Genomic DNA, 15777 nt, shown 5'->3' on the forward strand with positions numbered 1-15777 from the left:
GGCGCGACCCATCGGTCACAGGTTGTGCCAGATACGGCACAAAGTGTCACACCCTGCGTACCGCTATCGTCACACAACCCATCCGTTTATCCGAGCAACTCCTCCTAAAGTCTTGATTTCCGGGCCCTGCAAGGCAATGGCCCGCCCTTTGCTCTACGCTTGATTACCGGCGCTCAATTTTGCGCGGCCTCCCGTATAAGCACAAAAGCCAAGGAGAACTCATCATGCGTTACGCTCACCCCGGTACTGAAGGCGCTATCGTTTCGTTCAAGAGCAAATACGGTAACTACATCGGCGGCGAGTTCGTCGCGCCTGCCAAAGGTCAGTACTTCACCAATACTTCCCCGGTCAATGGCCAGCCCATTGCCGAATTCCCGCGCTCCACGGCCGAAGACATCGAAAAAGCCCTGGACGCCGCCCACGCCGCCGCGGATGCCTGGGGCGCCACCTCGGTCCAGGCCCGTTCGCTGATCCTGCTGAAAATCGCCGACCGCATCGAACAGAACCTCGAAACCCTGGCGATCACCGAATCCTGGGACAACGGCAAGGCTGTGCGCGAAACCCTCAACGCCGACATCCCCCTGGCCGCCGACCACTTCCGTTACTTCGCCGGTTGCCTGCGGGCCCAGGAAGGCGCCGCCGCCGAGATCGACGGCAACACCGTGGCCTACCACATCCATGAGCCGCTGGGCGTGGTCGGGCAGATCATCCCGTGGAACTTCCCACTGCTGATGGCCGCCTGGAAACTCGCCCCGGCCCTGGCGGCCGGCAACTGCGTGGTGCTCAAGCCCGCCGAGCAGACCCCGCTGGGCATCTGCGTGCTGATGGAACTGATCGGCGACCTGCTGCCGCCGGGCGTGCTGAACGTGGTGCAAGGCTTCGGCAAGGAGGCCGGCGAGGCCCTGGCCACCAGCAAGCGCATCGCCAAGATCGCCTTCACCGGTTCCACCCCGGTGGGCTCGCACATCATGAAATGCGCCGCCGAGAACATCATTCCGTCCACCGTGGAACTGGGCGGCAAGTCGCCGAACATCTTCTTCGAAGACATCATGCAGGCCGAGCCGAGCTTCATCGAAAAAGCCGCCGAAGGCCTGGTGCTGGCGTTCTTCAACCAGGGTGAAGTCTGCACCTGCCCGTCCCGCGCCCTGGTGCAGGAGTCGATCTACGACGAATTCATGCAAGTGGTGATGAAGAAGATCGAACAGATCAAGCGTGGCGACCCGCTGGACACCGACACCATGGTCGGCGCCCAGGCGTCCGAGCAGCAGTTCGACAAAATCCTCTCGTACCTGGAAATCGCCAAGGGCGAAGGCGCCCAACTGCTGACCGGTGGCCAGGTGGAAAAACTCGAAGGCAACCTCGCCAGCGGCTACTACATCCAGCCGACCCTGCTCAAGGGCACCAACAAGATGCGCGTGTTCCAGGAAGAAATCTTCGGCCCGGTGGTAAGTATCACCACCTTCAAGGACGAAGCCGAAGCCCTGGCGATCGCCAACGACACCGAGTTCGGCCTCGGCGCCGGCCTGTGGACCCGCGACATCAACCGCGCCTACCGCATGGGCCGGGCCATCAAGGCCGGTCGCGTCTGGACCAACTGCTACCACCTGTACCCGGCGCATGCCGCGTTCGGTGGCTACAAGAAGTCGGGCGTCGGGCGTGAAACCCACAAGATGATGCTCGACCACTACCAGCAGACCAAGAACCTGCTGGTGAGCTACGACATCAATCCGCTGGGGTTCTTCTAAGCCCTTGGGGCAAGGCAGGTTCTCCTGCTTTGCCCCTTCGACAGCTATCGCGAGCAAGCTCGCTCCCACAGGGATCTGTGGATAACTCTTTTTCCAGGGTTGGCAACAGTTCCACTGTGGGAGCGAGCTTGCTCGCGATGGCGCCCTCACTGACAACATCAATTTACCGCCCCAACGCTCTGGCACGAGCCTTGCGTGCCCGCTCCACAGCAATCCCGAAAGTCCAACAGATCAAACAATAAAAAAGACAGAGAGGACTTATGACTTCTACCACCCAACTCAAACCCACACTCGGCACCCTGCATTTATGGGGCATTGCCGTCGGCCTGGTGATTTCCGGCGAGTACTTCGGCTGGAGCTATGGCTGGGGCACCGCCGGGACCCTGGGGTTCCTCGTCACCGCGCTGATGGTCGCGCTGATGTACACCTGCTTCATCTTCAGCTTCACCGAACTGACCACCGCCATCCCCCATGCGGGCGGGCCGTTCGCCTACAGCCGGCGGGCGTTTGGCGAAAAAGGCGGACTGATCGCCGGGATCGCCACGTTGATCGAATTCGTCTTTGCGCCACCGGCCATTGCCATGGCCATTGGCGCCTACCTCAATGTGCAGTTTCCGGAACTGGACCCCAAGGTCGCGGCGGTCGGCGCGTACGCGGTGTTCATGACCCTGAACATCCTCGGCGTCAGCATCGCCGCGGCGTTCGAGCTGGTGGTCACCGTGCTGGCGGTGGCCGAATTGCTGGTGTTCATGGGCGTGGTTGCGCCTGGCTTCAGCTTCAGCAATTTCGTGCTCAACGGCTGGTCCGGTGCAAATGAGTTCAGCCTTGCCTCAATACCGGGCATTTTTGCGGCGATTCCGTTCGCGATCTGGTTCTTCCTCGCCATCGAAGGCGCGGCCATGGCCGCCGAAGAAGCCAAGGACCCGAAACGCACGATTCCTCGCGCCTATGTCAGCGGCATCCTGACCCTGGTCTTCCTGGCGATCGGCGTGATGATCATGGCCGGCGGCGTGGGCGACTGGCGGCAACTGTCGAACATCAACGACCCGCTGCCCCAGGCAATGAAAGCCGTGGTCGGCAACAATTCGACCTGGATGCACATGCTGGTGTGGATCGGCCTGTTCGGCCTGGTGGCGAGTTTCCACGGGATCATCCTGGGTTACTCGCGGCAGTTCTTCGCCCTGGCCCGGGCCGGCTACCTGCCGCGGGGCCTGGCGAAACTGTCGCGCTTCCAGACCCCGCACCGGGCAATCCTGGCCGGCGGCGTGATCGGCATCGCGGCGATCTACAGCGACGGCCTGGTGAACCTGCAGGGCATGAGCCTGACGGCCGCGATGATCACCATGTCGGTGTTCGGCGCCATCGTGATGTACATCATCAGCATGCTTAGCCTGTTCCGGCTGCGTAAGGTCGAACCGGACCTGGAACGCACCTTCCGCGCACCGGGCTACCCGATCGTGCCGGGCATTGCGCTGTTCCTGGCCGTGGTCTGCCTGGTGGCGATGGCCTGGTTCAACACCGTGATCGGCCTGGTGTTCCTGGCTTTCATGGTGGTCGGCTACCTGTACTTCCAACTGACCGCCAAACAACGCTCCAGCGCCCCGGCGGACGCTATGCTCACAGGTATATGAGGTTGCATCGGCGCCGGGCCGAGGGCCAGGTGCCTGCTATCTGAAAGTGGACACTGCCCCTGTGGGAGCGAGCTTGCTCGCGATAGCTGTGTATCAGTCGACAAGTATTTTGCTGACACCCTGCTATCGCGAGCAAGCTCGCTCCCACAGGGTTACGGGTTGTATTTGAGTTATTTAGAGAACCAGGAGGACACCGCCCATGGCCGGATTCGCCCATTCCGTCGGCGCCCAGACCTATCGCTTCGACAGCCTCAAGGACCTGATGGCCAAGGCCAGCCCGGCGCGTTCCGGGGATTTGCTCGCTGGCGTCGCGGCGCTCAACGATGGCGAGCGGGTGGCCGCGCAAATGGCCCTGGCTGACCTGCCCCTCAGCCATTTCCTGCAAGAAATGCTGATTCCTTACGAGAGCGACGAAGTCACCCGGCTGATCGTCGACACCCACGACAAACACGCCTTCGCCACCGTCAGCCACCTCACGGTCGGCGGTTTTCGCGACTGGCTGCTCAGCGACGCCGCCGACGAGCACAGCCTGCGCGCCCTGGCCCCCGGCCTGACGCCGGAAATGGTCGCCGCCGTGTCGAAAATCATGCGCGTGCAAGACCTGGTGCTGGTGGCGCAGAAAATCCGCGTGGTGACGAAATTCCGCGGCACCCTCGGCCTGCGCGGGCGCCTGTCCACACGCCTGCAACCCAACCACCCCACCGACGAACCGGCCGGCATCGCCGCAAGCATCCTCGACGGCCTGCTCTACGGCAACGGCGACGCCATGATCGGCATCAACCCGGCCACCGACAGCACGGCCTCGATCTGCGCCATGCTGGAAATGCTCGACGCCATCATCCAGCGCTACGACATCCCAACCCAAGGCTGTGTGCTGACCCACGTCACCACCTCCATCGAGGCGGCCAACCGGGGCGTGCCCCTGGACCTGGTGTTCCAGTCCATCGCCGGCACCGAAGCGGCCAACGCCAGTTTCGGCATCAACCTGAACGTGCTGAAAGAAGGCTACGACGCTGGCCTCAGCCTGAACCGCGGCACCCTCGGCAACAACCTGATGTATTTCGAAACCGGCCAGGGCAGCGCGCTGTCGGCCAACGCCCACCACGGCGTGGATCAACAGACCTGCGAAACACGGGCCTACGCCGTGGCACGGCATTTCAACCCGTTCCTGGTCAATACCGTTGTAGGCTTCATCGGTCCCGAGTACCTGTACAACGGCAAGCAGATCATCCGCGCCGGCCTCGAAGACCACTTCTGCGGCAAGTTGCTGGGCGTGCCGATGGGCTGCGACATCTGCTACACCAACCACGCCGAAGCCGACCAGGATGACATGGACACCCTGCTGACCCTGCTGGGCGTGGCCGGGATCAACTTCATCATGGGCATCCCCGGCTCCGACGACATCATGCTCAACTACCAGACCACCTCGTTCCACGACGCCCTCTACGCCCGCCAGACCCTGGGCCTGAAGCCGGCGCCGGAGTTCGAGCAATGGTTGGCGAACATGGGCATCTTCACCCAGGCCGACGGCCGGGTGCGGTTTGGCGACAACCTGCCACCGGCGTTTCGTCACGCCCTGGCTCACCTGGGATGAGTGACCTGCCGATGGACAAAAAACCAGTCGATTCGCAAAACCCCTGGCTGGAACTGCGCCGCCTGACCCCGGCGCGCATCGCCCTGGGCCGCACCGGTACCAGCCTGCCGACCCAGGCACAATTGGACTTCCAGTACGCCCATGCCCAGGCACGGGACGCGGTGCACCTGGCCTTCGATCACCAGGGCCTTCGCGCACAACTGGCCGAGCGCGGCCGCGAGAGCCTGTTGCTCCACAGCGCCGCCAGCGACCGCAACAGCTACCTGCAACGGCCGGACCTGGGCCGCCGCCTGGACGAGGCCTCGGCGCAGACACTGGACGACTACGCGGCCGCCCATCCCGGTGGCGTGGACCTGGCCATTGTCGTGGCCGACGGCCTGTCGGCGCTGGCGGTGCATCGCCATACCCTGCCCTTCCTGGCGCGCCTGGAGGAACAGCTCGCCGACGACGGCTGGTCGGTGTCGCCGATCGTCCTGGTGGAACAGGGCCGGGTCGCAGTGGCCGATGAAGTGGCCGAACGGCTCGGCGCCAAAATGTCGGTGATTCTCATCGGCGAACGCCCCGGCCTCAGCTCGCCGGACAGCCTGGGGCTGTATTTCACCTACGCCCCCAAGGTGGGGCTGACCGACGCGTACCGCAACTGCATTTCCAACGTCAGGCTCGAAGGCCTGAGCTACGGCATGGCGGCCCATCGCCTGATCTACCTGATGCGCGAGGCCTGTCGCAGGCAGCTTTCAGGGGTCAATCTGAAGGACGAAGCCCAGCTCCAAACGCTTGAATCGGAAAATGGTGCCGATATGAAAGGTAATTTCCTACTGATGCCGCCCCGAAGCTGATCCGTACTGCCAATTGCGTTTTTGATCCAATTTCAGGCAGCATCAAAAGCACGGCAGAACGCCGTTGTTGTCAGACTCCATGTCGACCTTTGTAAACGAGACCTGCCATGCGGATTATTCAAGCGACCCTGGAACACCTGGACCTGCTGACCCCATTGTTCGTCAAATACCGGGAATTCTATGGCTCGCTGCCATACCCGGACTCGTCCCGGGCCTTTCTCGAAAAGCGCCTGCGTCGCAAGGAGTCGGTGATCTACCTGGCCCTGCCCGATGACGATGACAGCAAGCTGCTGGGCTTCTGCCAGCTCTACCCGAGCTACTCGTCGCTGTCCCTCAAGCGCGTGTGGATCCTCAACGACATCTACGTCGCCGAAGACGCCCGCCGCCAACTGGTGGCCGACCACCTGATCCGCACGGCGAAAAAAATGGCCAAGGAAACCCATGCCGTGCGCATGCGCGTCTCCACCAGCAGCAACAACGAAGTGGCGCAGAAGACCTACGAATCCATCGGTTTCAAGGAAGACACCGAGTTCAAGAACTACGTGTTGCCGATCAGCGACGACATCTGACCCCTGTAGCTGAGTCCCCCTGCCACAACACCAAACCTTCTGTGGCGAGGGGATTTATCCCCGCTGGACTGCGAAGCAGCCCCAAAACCTGTGCATGCTGTGTATCAGACTGACCGAGTCGCCTGCTTCAGGGCCGCTTCGTGCCCCAGCGGGAGCAAGCTCCCTCGCCACAAGAGCCTTCACTCAATTGCACACCACCGAAATCCCTAGCTACAAACTCACCACGCTCCCCGACCTCCAGCCCGTATAATCCCGGTCTTCCCGGCTTGTAAGCAAAAGCTACATACTCTGTAGCCGTACTCAAAGCCAGACCCAAACGCCTGCCCCTCAGGCCGTCACCACAGGTGTATTGCATGGATTTCAATCCCCTCGACCTCATTCTGCATCTCGACGTGTACCTCGACATGCTGGTGACCAACTACGGCACTTGGGTCTACGCCATCCTGTTCCTGGTGATCTTCTGTGAAACCGGCCTGGTGGTGATGCCCTTCCTGCCGGGGGATTCGCTGCTGTTCATCGCCGGCGCGGTGGCCGCCGGGGGGGCCATGGACCCGCTCCTGCTGGGTGGCCTGCTGATGCTGGCGGCGATCCTCGGCGACAGCACCAACTACCTCATCGGACGCACCGCGGGCGAAAAACTGTTCAGCAACCCGAACTCGAAAATCTTCCGCCGCGACTACCTGCAACAAACCCATGACTTCTACGACAAGCACGGCGGCAAAACCGTGACCCTGGCGCGCTTCCTGCCGATCATCCGCACCTTCGCCCCCTTCGTCGCCGGCGTGGGGAAAATGCCGTATGCACGTTTCTTCGGCTTCAGCGTCCTGGGCACCGTCCTGTGGGTCGGCGGCCTGGTCACCCTCGGTTTCTTCTTCGGCAACGTGCCCTTCATCAAGCAGAACCTGTCGTTGCTGGTGGTGGGCATCATCCTGGTGTCGCTGTTGCCGATGGTCATCAGCCTGGTCCGCAGCAAAATGGGCCAGCGCGCTTCGAAAGCCTGATCGCCCATGTGGTCCCTCAGCAACTGGCGCCGCCAACGCACCCTGGCCAAGCATCCCGTGGCCGAAGACACCTGGCAACGCGTGCGCCATCAGTTGAGTTTCCTCGACGGTATCAGCGCCGCCGAGGACCAGTGGCTGCGTGAAGCCTGCGTGTTGTTCCTGCATGACAAACACCTGACCGCCCTGCCCGGCGTCGAACTGCACCAGGAACAGCGCCTGCTGCTCGCCGCCCAGGCCCAGTTGCCGTTGATGCACCTGGGCGAGCTGAACTGGTACCAGGGTTTCCACGAAATCGTGCTCTACCCCGACGATTTCCTCAGCCCCCAGCGCTACCGCGACGCCAGCGGCATCGAACATGAATGGGACGGCGAACACAGCGGCGAAGCCTGGCCACAAGGGCCGATCATCCTCGCCTGGGACGGCGTGCTCGCCAGCGGCGGCTGGGAGGGCTACAACCTGGTGATCCACGAGCTGGCGCACAAACTCGACATGCTCAACGGCGACGCCAACGGCCTGCCGCCCCTGCACGCCGACATGCGGGTCAGCGACTGGGCCGAGGCCATGCAACAGGCCTACGATGACCTCGACCGCCAACTGGACCACAACCCCGACGCCGAAACCGTCATCGACCCCTATGCCGCCGAAAACCCGGCGGAGTTCTTCGCCGTCACCAGCGAATACTTCTTCAGCGCCCCGGACCTGCTGCACCAGGCCTATCCACGTGTCTACGAACAGCTCAAGGCGTTCTACCGCCAGGACCCGTTGGCCCGGTTGCGGCAACTTCAGGCCGAAGATCCGGTCTATCAGGCGTCATACTAAGGTCTCTACGACCCCGGTAACGTGGCAACAGCGGCTGAATATGCCTATAATCGCCGCCACTTTTTGGTCAATCCGACCAGTCATTTGGTCAACTAACGGGGGCACCGCCCAATGAGCTACAGCAAGATTCCGGCTGGCAAAGACCTGCCGAACGACATCTACGTCGCGATCGAAATCCCGGCCAACCACGCCCCGATCAAATACGAAATCGACAAAGACAGCGATTGCCTGTTCGTTGACCGTTTCATGGCCACCCCCATGTTCTACCCGGCCAACTACGGTTATATCCCCAACACCCTGGCCGACGACGGTGACCCCCTCGACGTGCTGGTCGTGACCCCCTACCCGGTTGCTCCAGGCTCGGTCATCCGCGCCCGTCCAGTCGGCATCCTGAACATGACCGACGACGGCGGCGGCGATGCCAAAGTCATCGCAGTGCCACACGACAAACTGTCGCAACTGTACGTCGACGTGAAGGAATACACCGATCTGCCACCGCTGCTGATCCAGCAGATCGAACACTTCTTCGCGAACTACAAAGATCTCGAAAAAGGCAAGTGGGTCAAGATCGAAGGCTGGGCCGGCGCAGACGCCGCCCGCGAAGCCATCACCAAGTCGGTTGCCGCCTACAAGGGCTGATACTGAATGTGTGGAAGAACCCCGGTTTGCACCGGGGTTTTTTTATGCTTGAATTTAAATAAAATACAACTACGTATTAACAACGTTTAACTGCGTTTAGCCCATCTATTTCAAATCCTGCAAACGGAAAGATTGTCTTATAAATCTGCACGACATGTTTATTGCTCAAAACACGGTCGCCTCTAAACTTTCCGTTTATGAAAATTATCTCCAGTGGCGACCGCTTCAGAGCCCTTCTCAAAGAAGCCAACATCCGTTCCGCCGACTTCGCGAAGTTGTACGGTGTGAAATCCCAGCACGTGAACAACTGGTTCAATCGTGGCATTCCGCCCGGTCGCATCCACGCCATCGCGGGCCTGCTGACCGTCAGCCCGCAATGGCTCGCCACCGGAGAAGGCCCGCAAACCCCACTGGGCCTGGGCCCCGGCACCACCTATGAAGCCGCCGAAATCCAAGGCGTCTACAGCGTGCTGGAAACCCAGGACATCGACCTGCCCTTCTACACCGAAGCCCCGGTCAGCCCGGGCAGCAGCAAGACCCACATCATCGAAGTCCCCGACCAAACCATCCGCCTGCCCCGCAGCCACCTCGAATCCCTGGAAATAAACCCCGGCGACGCCATCTGCACGACCATGGTCGGCGACAGCATGGCCGAACGCATCGAAGACGGCTCCACCCTCGCCATTGACCGCGGCCTCACCCAGGTCGTCGACGGCCAGATCTACGCCCTCGAGCACGACGGCATGCTGCGCATCAAATACCTGCACCGAGTCCCCGGCAACCGCCTGCGCCTACGCAGCCACAACAGCGCCGCCTACCCCGACGAAGTCTTCAGCGCCGAACAGATCGAAGCGCAAAACATCAGGGTACTGGGCTGGGTATTCTGGTGGTCGACCCTCAATAAGCAGCGACCGCAGGTGTACGAATGAGCCCGTGGACATAAGGCTGTGACAGGCGCTTTTGTGGCGAGGGAGCTTGCTCCCGCTGGGCTGCAAAGCAGCCCCTGCTTTCCCTCTGAATCACCCTAACCCAATGATTCCACACCACTTACCCCTAGGCTTCCAACCAAAACCCGCGTATCCTCCGCCCCACCTTTGCGAGCCCACGCCTCGCACCGACAAGGCAGATCACTTTCTGACCAAGTCCCACAGCCGGCCGCAAGAGCCGGATGTACGTTTTGAAGGCTGGTAAGGTTTGTCAAAAACGAGCTGAATCAGTCAACGAGAAGCCGGCCATAAGCCGGCTTTTTAATGTCCGATTGAAAGCCAGGATGGCGCGCCATCCGCCAAGCTCTGGAGACTCTCTGTTATCAATGACCCGAGAGGAAAGTTAGAGAACACCCACGCAAGAGAACAACGCGTCATCGAATTGGATTCAGCGACGCGAAAGGTAAGCAAGCTTCGCGGCAACAGGTCAACTGGGCTCTGGATGTCAAAACCATCGCAGCGCTTTCGCCGGATGAAGCCAGGCTGTGTCTATGCAATCGCGCAAACAAAACTCCTGGCACCCCCGGCTGCAACGCCCATCAAGTTTACCGGTCGTTGATCGATGGCTTGGAGTCGAACCAATTCCATGCCTTCACGTCGGTACACTGAGCTGCCCTCTGAATCAGCGTGAACGACATACCCTCCGGGTTTTACACCCACGCGCTTTTTGTCGAGCGCGATGCTGGCCGAGACCAGGACATGAAAATCCAGTACGTTGTTCTTATGCAGGATCGTTGCGCCCACAAAGTGTTCTGCACATATTTCCAAAGCGATTTGCAGCCCATGAACAGCAGGGGTTTCTCGATAACCGCCTGGCATGAATATCTTGTCGAACCATAACTCCGCCCCATACAACTCTTCCAGTCCTTCATTTCCTATGTTGGGGTAGCGTTTATGCTGATAAAAAACGTTTCCTTGCCAGATGATGAAACCGGTATTCCTGACGATTCCATGTGCGGTTCTCGCGCCTTTTGATCCCATATCGGTGATGACTGCTTTCGTAGACCTTGCGTAATCGCCATAAACCCCCTTGTTCAGGCGATCCCTCTGCGGTATTTCGTCCACCACCGCGTCCATTTCCGCACCATATTTAGCCTTGTTGATGTCCCTGGCCTGCCCCAAGGATTTCAACTCCCCCGTCTCCCTTTTCAACATCCTGGAATCGGGTCGCACCATTGATTTGGACCACAGTGTCGTACCTGGGACCAGTATCAGCGTCGGGTTTCTATTTGAGACATCAACCCATGCAGCCCGGATGATTTCCTTTTCTTCTTCCGAAAGAAACGAAACAGGTTTTTCCTTGGAAAAGAAGTATTCGGGGGCGACAGCCAGACAGTAATCCAATTGATGCTGAACGACATTAGCGGCGAATATTGTTGTCGCCATGTGCTCCAGGGCTCTAATCCTGTTGTGTATGTGGACAAGGCTATCCCTGACCGGGATTCGTAATCTGCGCGTATCGAAGTCCCAGATCACCACTAGCACGTTTGGCATCCTTTCCTCCCCCCTGGCTGCTGAGCGGTGCCGCAAGCCGGATGGCCGCATGGTGCGTTAAGGCACTTGGCGCATGTCCAGGAAAATTCAGCTTAGGTGAGCCAACGCATTCAAACAAACCACCTCGACTGGATGACTTCTCATGCACCACTAAAATCTGGCGACTCATTGCGTCCTAGATGCCTACCCGCACGCATTCTCGAGAAATACCCACCAGCAACCCCTCAACCTATCGTAATCTCGCACCTGAATCCTTCACGCCCGCCACCGGCCCGAGATCCCGCCCCGATGCCTTCCATTTACCAGCTCAAGCCCGCCTTCCAGAACCTGCTGCGCCCTGCCGTCCAACGGCTCTACGACAAGGGCGTCACGGCGAATCAGGTCACGTTGCTGGCCGGTGTGGTTTCCGTGCTGGTGGGGGTGGTGGTCGCCTGGTTTGCCAGCCATCCGTGGGTGTTTGCGCTGGTCCCCGCGTGGATGTTCCTGCGCATGGCCCTGAACGCCGTGGACGGCATGCTGGCGCGGGAGTTTGGCCAGCAATCACATCTGGGCGCCTACCTCAATGAGCTATGCGATATCATCGCCGACGCTGCCCTGATCCTGCCTTTCGCCCTGCTTCCCGATGCCAGCCTGCTGTTGGTGTTGGGGGTCACGCTGCTGGCGTTGTTCAGTGAATACGCCGGTGTGCTGGGGGCGATGGTCGGGGCTTCGCGGCGCTATGACGGGCCCATGGGCAAAAGTGACCGGGCCTTTGTGCTTGGCGTGCTGGCGACCGGCATAGCGTTGGGCTGGCTCGGCGCCGCGTGGGTCAACGGTGTGATGGCGGTGGTTGCCGCCCTGCTGGTTTATACCTTGGTCAACCGGGTCCGTCGTGGCCTGGGCCAAGTGAAGGAAAACGCTCCCTCAGCATAAAGGAACTTGCAATGCGCGAAGCTCAAGACCGGACATTCACCACCCATGACGGCGTGGAGTTGTTCTACCGGCACTGGCCGGCCGTGGCCGCGGACCCGGGTGAACCCCGCAAGGCCGTGCTGTTGTTTCACCGGGGCCATGAGCACTCCGGGCGCATCGCGCACCTGGTGGATGAACTGGATCTGCCCGGCTTCGAGTTTTTCGCCTGGGACGCACGGGGCCACGGCCAGTCGCCCGGCGCACGAGGCGATAGCCCGAGTTTTGCCACCAGCGCGCGGGATGTTCAGACCTTCTGCGACCACATCGGCGCAACGCACCAGATCGACGAACAGAACATCGCCGTGGTGGCGCAAAGCGTCGGTGCGGTGATCGCCTCCACCTGGGTTCACGACTACGCGCCGCGCATTCGCTCGCTGGTGCTGGCCTCGCCGGCATTCAAGGTCAAGCTCTACGTGCCGTTCGCCCGTCCGGGGCTGGCGCTGATGCGCAAGTTTCGCGGCAATTTCTTCGTCAACAGTTACGTCAAGGCCAAGTTCCTCAGCCATGATCCAGAGCGGGTGGCGTCCTACGACAACGACCCACTGATCACCAAGGCGATTTCGGTGAACGTGCTGCTGGGCCTGTACGAAGCCGCCGATCGCGTGGTGGCCGACGCCCAGGCGATCCAGGTGCCGACGCAGTTGCTGATCTCCGGCTCCGACTTCGTCGTGCATCGCAAACCCCAGGAGCAGTTCTTCGAACGGCTGGGCAGCGTGCACAAGGAAAAACACATCCTGCCGGGGTTCTTCCACGACACCCTGGGCGAGAAGCACCGCGCGCCGGCCGTCGCCAGCGCCCGCCGCTTCATCCTGCAGAATTTTGCCCGCCCGCTGGACCGCCCCTCCTTGCTGGATGCGGACCGCATCGGCGCGACCTGCGCCGAGTCCGAAGCCCTGGCAACACCCCTGCCCCACAATTCGCCGCGCGACCTGTACTGGCGCATGACCCGCGCCAGCATGCGCTTTGGCAGCAAACTGTCGGCCGGGGTGAAGCTGGGGTTCGACACCGGGTTCGATTCCGGCAGCACGCTGGACTACGTCTACCGCAACCGCCCCACCGGCACCTCGCCGATCGGCAGGATGATCGACCAGAACTACCTGAACTCCATCGGCTGGCGCGGCATTCGCCAGCGCAAGCTGAACGTCGAGGAGTTGCTGCGCCTGGCGATGGGCAAGTTGCGCGAAGCGAATCGCGAGGTGCGCATCGTCGACATCGCGGCCGGTCATGGCCGCTACATTCTCGAGGCATTGCAAGGCGTCAGCCCGCTGCCGGAGTCGATCCTGCTGCGTGACTACAGCGACATCAACGTGCGCGACGGCAGCGCGCTGATCGTCGAAAAAGGCCTGGGCGAGATCGCGCGCTTCGTCAAGGGCGACGCCTTCGACCGCCAGGACCTCGCGGCCCTGGACCCCAAGCCGACCCTCGCCGTGGTGTCCGGCCTGTACGAGTTGTTTGCCGACAACCAGATGGTCGGCGGTTCTCTCGCCGGCCTGGCCGAAGCCGTGGAGCCCGGCGGTTTCCTGGTCTACACCGGCCAGCCGTGGCACCCGCAACTGGAGCTGATCGCCCGCGCCCTCACCAGCCACCGCGCTGGCCAGGCCTGGGTGATGCGTCGACGCAGCCAGGCCGAGATGGACCAACTGGTGGAAGCGGCGGGTTTCCGCAAGATCACCCTGCGGGTCGATGAGTGGGGCATCTTCAGCGTTTCGCTGGCGCAGCGCGTGCAGTGATGAGCGCTGTCATCGCCCCGCCTCGCGAGCCCGGCCTGCTGAAACCGGCGGTGTGCTGGCTACTGCTGCTCGCCCCGCTGTTCTTCAGCACCTACGGCTTCGCCACCTGGGTCACCTCCCAGCGTGACGACGTCGGCAGCCTAGTGTTCGGCTGGGAAAGCCACATGCCATTTTGGGCCTGGACCATCGTGCCTTACTGGTCGATCGACCTGCTTTACGGCCTGTCGCTGTTGCTGCCCACCAGCCGCGCGGAACTCAAGCGCCACGCGTTGCGCCTGCTCACGGCGCAGGCAATCGCCGTCAGTTGCTTCCTGATCTGGCCGTTGCGCTTCACCTTCCCTCGGCCGGAAATGGACGGCGTATTCGGCTGGCTGTTCGACGTGCTGGCCGGCTTCGACAAGCCGTTCAACCAGGCGCCGTCGCTGCACATCGCCTTGCTGGTGATTCTCTGGGTCTGCTACCAGCGGCACTTGCAGGGTGCCTGGCGCTGGCTGATGCACGGCTGGTTCGCGCTGATCGGGGTGTCGGTGCTGACCACTTACCAACATCACTTCGTCGATGTGCCGACAGGCGCGCTGGCCGGTTGGCTGTGTGTCTGGCTGTGGCCACTGGACCGGCCGAGCCCGCTGCAAAGCGCTCGCCTGACCACCGACCGCAGCCGCTTGCAACTGGCCCTGCGTTACGGCGTGGGCGCGGCGGCGTTGTGCGTCCCGGCGTTCGCCTGGGGCGGCGCGTGGCTGTGGTTGATCTGGCCGGCGGTGGCGGTGCTGCTGGTGGCGCTGAATTATCTGTTGTTGGGCGCCGATGGTTTTCAGAAGCGCGCCGATGGCCGGTTGAGCCCGGCGGTGCGCTGGTTGCTGGCGCCCTACCTGGCGGCGGCCTGGGTCAATTCCCGTTGGTGGACACGCCAGCATCCGCAACCGGACCACGTGACCGATAACGTTTGGCTGGGGCGCGTCCCGACGCCACTGGAACTGCAGGACAGCGCGTTTGCCGGGGTGCTCGATCTCAGCGCCGAATTGTCCATGGACAGCCACGCCATCGCCTATCGCTCGCTGCCGGTGCTCGACCTCACGGCGCCCACCACCGAACAATGCCTGGAAGCCGCGCAGGCCATCGACAGTCTGCGTCAACACGGGCCGGTGCTGGTCTGCTGCGCCTTGGGCTATTCGCGCAGCGCCACGGCCGTGATCGCCTGGTTGCTGCACAGCGGCCGGGCGGCGAACGTGGACGCCGCGATCGTGCAGATCCAGCGCGTTCGCCCACGCATCGTCCTGCATCAGGCTCACCGCCAGGCACTGGAACCGCTACGCCAAGGCGCGCCCCATGAGTGACCTGCAGCTGCACACCGTGGCGAGCCTGCTGCGCCGGGGCCATTGCCTGGATCAGTTCTCCACCGGCCTGACCCTGTTGGCCGCGCTGCTGGGGCTGGGGCAATGGCTGCTGGGCAACGTCAATCCGTGGCTGCTGCTGTTCAGCGGCGTGCTGTTCAGCCTCGGCGTGCTGCAAAAATACTGGGCGCTGCGGGTGGCGTTCGATGCCGATCTGTTCCAGCGCATGGCCGACGATCAGCAACCGTTGGCCGAACGCACCCAGGCGCTGGACCAGGCCCTCAATACGCTCGGCCTGCAACCGGCCGAACGCGCCGGCCGCCCCTGGACCGAACGCAGCCTCGGCGCCCTGCGGCTGCTGCGCAGGCAGTCGCTGCTGCTGGCGGCACAAGTTGTCTGGACGCTGGGCTTCATCCTGGCCAGCCCTTGGTTAGCTTTTTCAGGATAAGGA

General features: G+C 61.9%; 14 protein-coding genes. 13 read left to right on the top strand and 1 reads right to left on the bottom strand.

Going from position 1 to position 15777, the window contains the following annotated elements; genetic code table 11:
* The first annotated feature begins 224 nt into the window (after positions 1–224).
* The 9 genes from VM99_08430 (at position 225) to VM99_08470 (ending at position 9763) form a co-directional block, all read left to right on the top strand.
* Positions 225–1745 (top strand): aldehyde dehydrogenase, encoded by a 1521-nt coding sequence (locus VM99_08430; GenBank protein ID AKJ98085.1) that lies wholly within the window; start codon positions 225–227, stop codon positions 1743–1745.
* A 260-nt stretch (positions 1746–2005) separates the two neighbouring features.
* Positions 2006–3376 (top strand): ethanolamin permease, encoded by a 1371-nt coding sequence (locus VM99_08435; GenBank protein AKJ98086.1) that lies wholly within the window; start codon positions 2006–2008, stop codon positions 3374–3376.
* 199 nt (positions 3377–3575) lie between these two features.
* Positions 3576–4970 (top strand): ethanolamine ammonia-lyase, encoded by a 1395-nt coding sequence (locus VM99_08440; protein ID AKJ98087.1) that lies wholly within the window; start codon positions 3576–3578, stop codon positions 4968–4970.
* 11 nt (positions 4971–4981) lie between these two features.
* Complete coding sequence (locus tag VM99_08445) at positions 4982–5806, top strand: ethanolamine ammonia-lyase (GenBank protein AKK01717.1); 825 nt, start codon at positions 4982–4984, stop codon at positions 5804–5806.
* A gap of 107 nt (positions 5807–5913) precedes the next feature.
* Positions 5914–6375: a GNAT family acetyltransferase gene (locus VM99_08450; protein ID AKJ98088.1), complete on the top strand. Its 462-nt coding sequence runs from the start codon at positions 5914–5916 to the stop codon at positions 6373–6375.
* Between the two features lie 353 nt (positions 6376–6728).
* Positions 6729–7376, top strand: coding sequence for a hypothetical protein (locus tag VM99_08455; GenBank protein AKJ98089.1), 648 nt, complete (start codon positions 6729–6731; stop codon positions 7374–7376).
* 6 nt (positions 7377–7382) lie between these two features.
* Positions 7383–8195: a zinc-dependent peptidase gene (locus tag VM99_08460; protein ID AKJ98090.1), complete on the top strand. Its 813-nt coding sequence runs from the start codon at positions 7383–7385 to the stop codon at positions 8193–8195.
* 111 nt (positions 8196–8306) lie between these two features.
* The gene (locus tag VM99_08465) at positions 8307–8834 is read left to right on the top strand and encodes an inorganic pyrophosphatase (protein AKJ98091.1); all 528 of its coding nucleotides are present in this window, start codon (positions 8307–8309) and stop codon (positions 8832–8834) included.
* A gap of 197 nt (positions 8835–9031) precedes the next feature.
* Complete coding sequence (locus VM99_08470; protein ID AKJ98092.1) at positions 9032–9763, top strand: transcriptional regulator; 732 nt, start codon at positions 9032–9034, stop codon at positions 9761–9763.
* 546 nt (positions 9764–10309) lie between these two features.
* Here VM99_08470 and VM99_08475 read toward each other — a convergent pair.
* Positions 10310–11314 (bottom strand): hypothetical protein, encoded by a 1005-nt coding sequence (locus VM99_08475; protein ID AKJ98093.1) that lies wholly within the window; start codon positions 11312–11314, stop codon positions 10310–10312.
* Between the two features lie 288 nt (positions 11315–11602).
* Here VM99_08475 and VM99_08480 point away from each other — a divergent pair, with 288 nt between their 5' ends.
* Genes VM99_08480 through VM99_08495 form a run of 4 tightly spaced genes read left to right on the top strand, consistent with a single transcriptional unit; the run spans position 11603 to position 15774 of the window.
* Positions 11603–12226, top strand: a complete 624-nt coding sequence (locus VM99_08480; GenBank protein ID AKJ98094.1) for a CDP-alcohol phosphatidyltransferase — start codon at positions 11603–11605, stop codon at positions 12224–12226.
* An 11-nt stretch (positions 12227–12237) separates the two neighbouring features.
* Positions 12238–13995, top strand: coding sequence for a hypothetical protein (locus VM99_08485; protein AKJ98095.1), 1758 nt, complete (start codon positions 12238–12240; stop codon positions 13993–13995).
* The gene (locus VM99_08490) at positions 13995–15329 is read left to right on the top strand and encodes a serine/threonine protein phosphatase (protein ID AKJ98096.1); all 1335 of its coding nucleotides are present in this window, start codon (positions 13995–13997) and stop codon (positions 15327–15329) included. Before VM99_08485 ends, VM99_08490 begins: the two co-directional genes overlap by 1 nt.
* Positions 15322–15774, top strand: a complete 453-nt coding sequence (locus VM99_08495) for a hypothetical protein (protein AKJ98097.1) — start codon at positions 15322–15324, stop codon at positions 15772–15774. The genes VM99_08490 and VM99_08495 overlap by 8 nt, the downstream gene beginning before the upstream one ends.
* Positions 15775–15777: the final 3 nt, after the last annotated feature.

Origin of the sequence: Pseudomonas chlororaphis (assembly GCA_001023535.1) — a bacterium.
GTDB classification, from domain to species: domain Bacteria; phylum Pseudomonadota; class Gammaproteobacteria; order Pseudomonadales; family Pseudomonadaceae; genus Aquipseudomonas; species Aquipseudomonas chlororaphis_E.

Coding starts and splice junctions, on each gene's coding strand:
- VM99_08430 (AKJ98085.1), top strand. CDS start 225: ATGCGTTACGCTCACCCCGGTACTGAAGGCGCTATCGTTTCGTTCAAG.
- VM99_08435 (AKJ98086.1), top strand. CDS start 2,006: ATGACTTCTACCACCCAACTCAAACCCACACTCGGCACCCTGCATTTA.
- VM99_08440 (AKJ98087.1), top strand. CDS start 3,576: ATGGCCGGATTCGCCCATTCCGTCGGCGCCCAGACCTATCGCTTCGAC.
- VM99_08445 (AKK01717.1), top strand. CDS start 4,982: ATGGACAAAAAACCAGTCGATTCGCAAAACCCCTGGCTGGAACTGCGC.
- VM99_08450 (AKJ98088.1), top strand. CDS start 5,914: ATGCGGATTATTCAAGCGACCCTGGAACACCTGGACCTGCTGACCCCA.
- VM99_08455 (AKJ98089.1), top strand. CDS start 6,729: ATGGATTTCAATCCCCTCGACCTCATTCTGCATCTCGACGTGTACCTC.
- VM99_08460 (AKJ98090.1), top strand. CDS start 7,383: ATGTGGTCCCTCAGCAACTGGCGCCGCCAACGCACCCTGGCCAAGCAT.
- VM99_08465 (AKJ98091.1), top strand. CDS start 8,307: ATGAGCTACAGCAAGATTCCGGCTGGCAAAGACCTGCCGAACGACATC.
- VM99_08470 (AKJ98092.1), top strand. CDS start 9,032: ATGAAAATTATCTCCAGTGGCGACCGCTTCAGAGCCCTTCTCAAAGAA.
- VM99_08475 (AKJ98093.1), bottom strand. CDS start 11,314: ATGCCAAACGTGCTAGTGGTGATCTGGGACTTCGATACGCGCAGATTA.
- VM99_08480 (AKJ98094.1), top strand. CDS start 11,603: ATGCCTTCCATTTACCAGCTCAAGCCCGCCTTCCAGAACCTGCTGCGC.
- VM99_08485 (AKJ98095.1), top strand. CDS start 12,238: ATGCGCGAAGCTCAAGACCGGACATTCACCACCCATGACGGCGTGGAG.
- VM99_08490 (AKJ98096.1), top strand. CDS start 13,995: ATGAGCGCTGTCATCGCCCCGCCTCGCGAGCCCGGCCTGCTGAAACCG.
- VM99_08495 (AKJ98097.1), top strand. CDS start 15,322: ATGAGTGACCTGCAGCTGCACACCGTGGCGAGCCTGCTGCGCCGGGGC.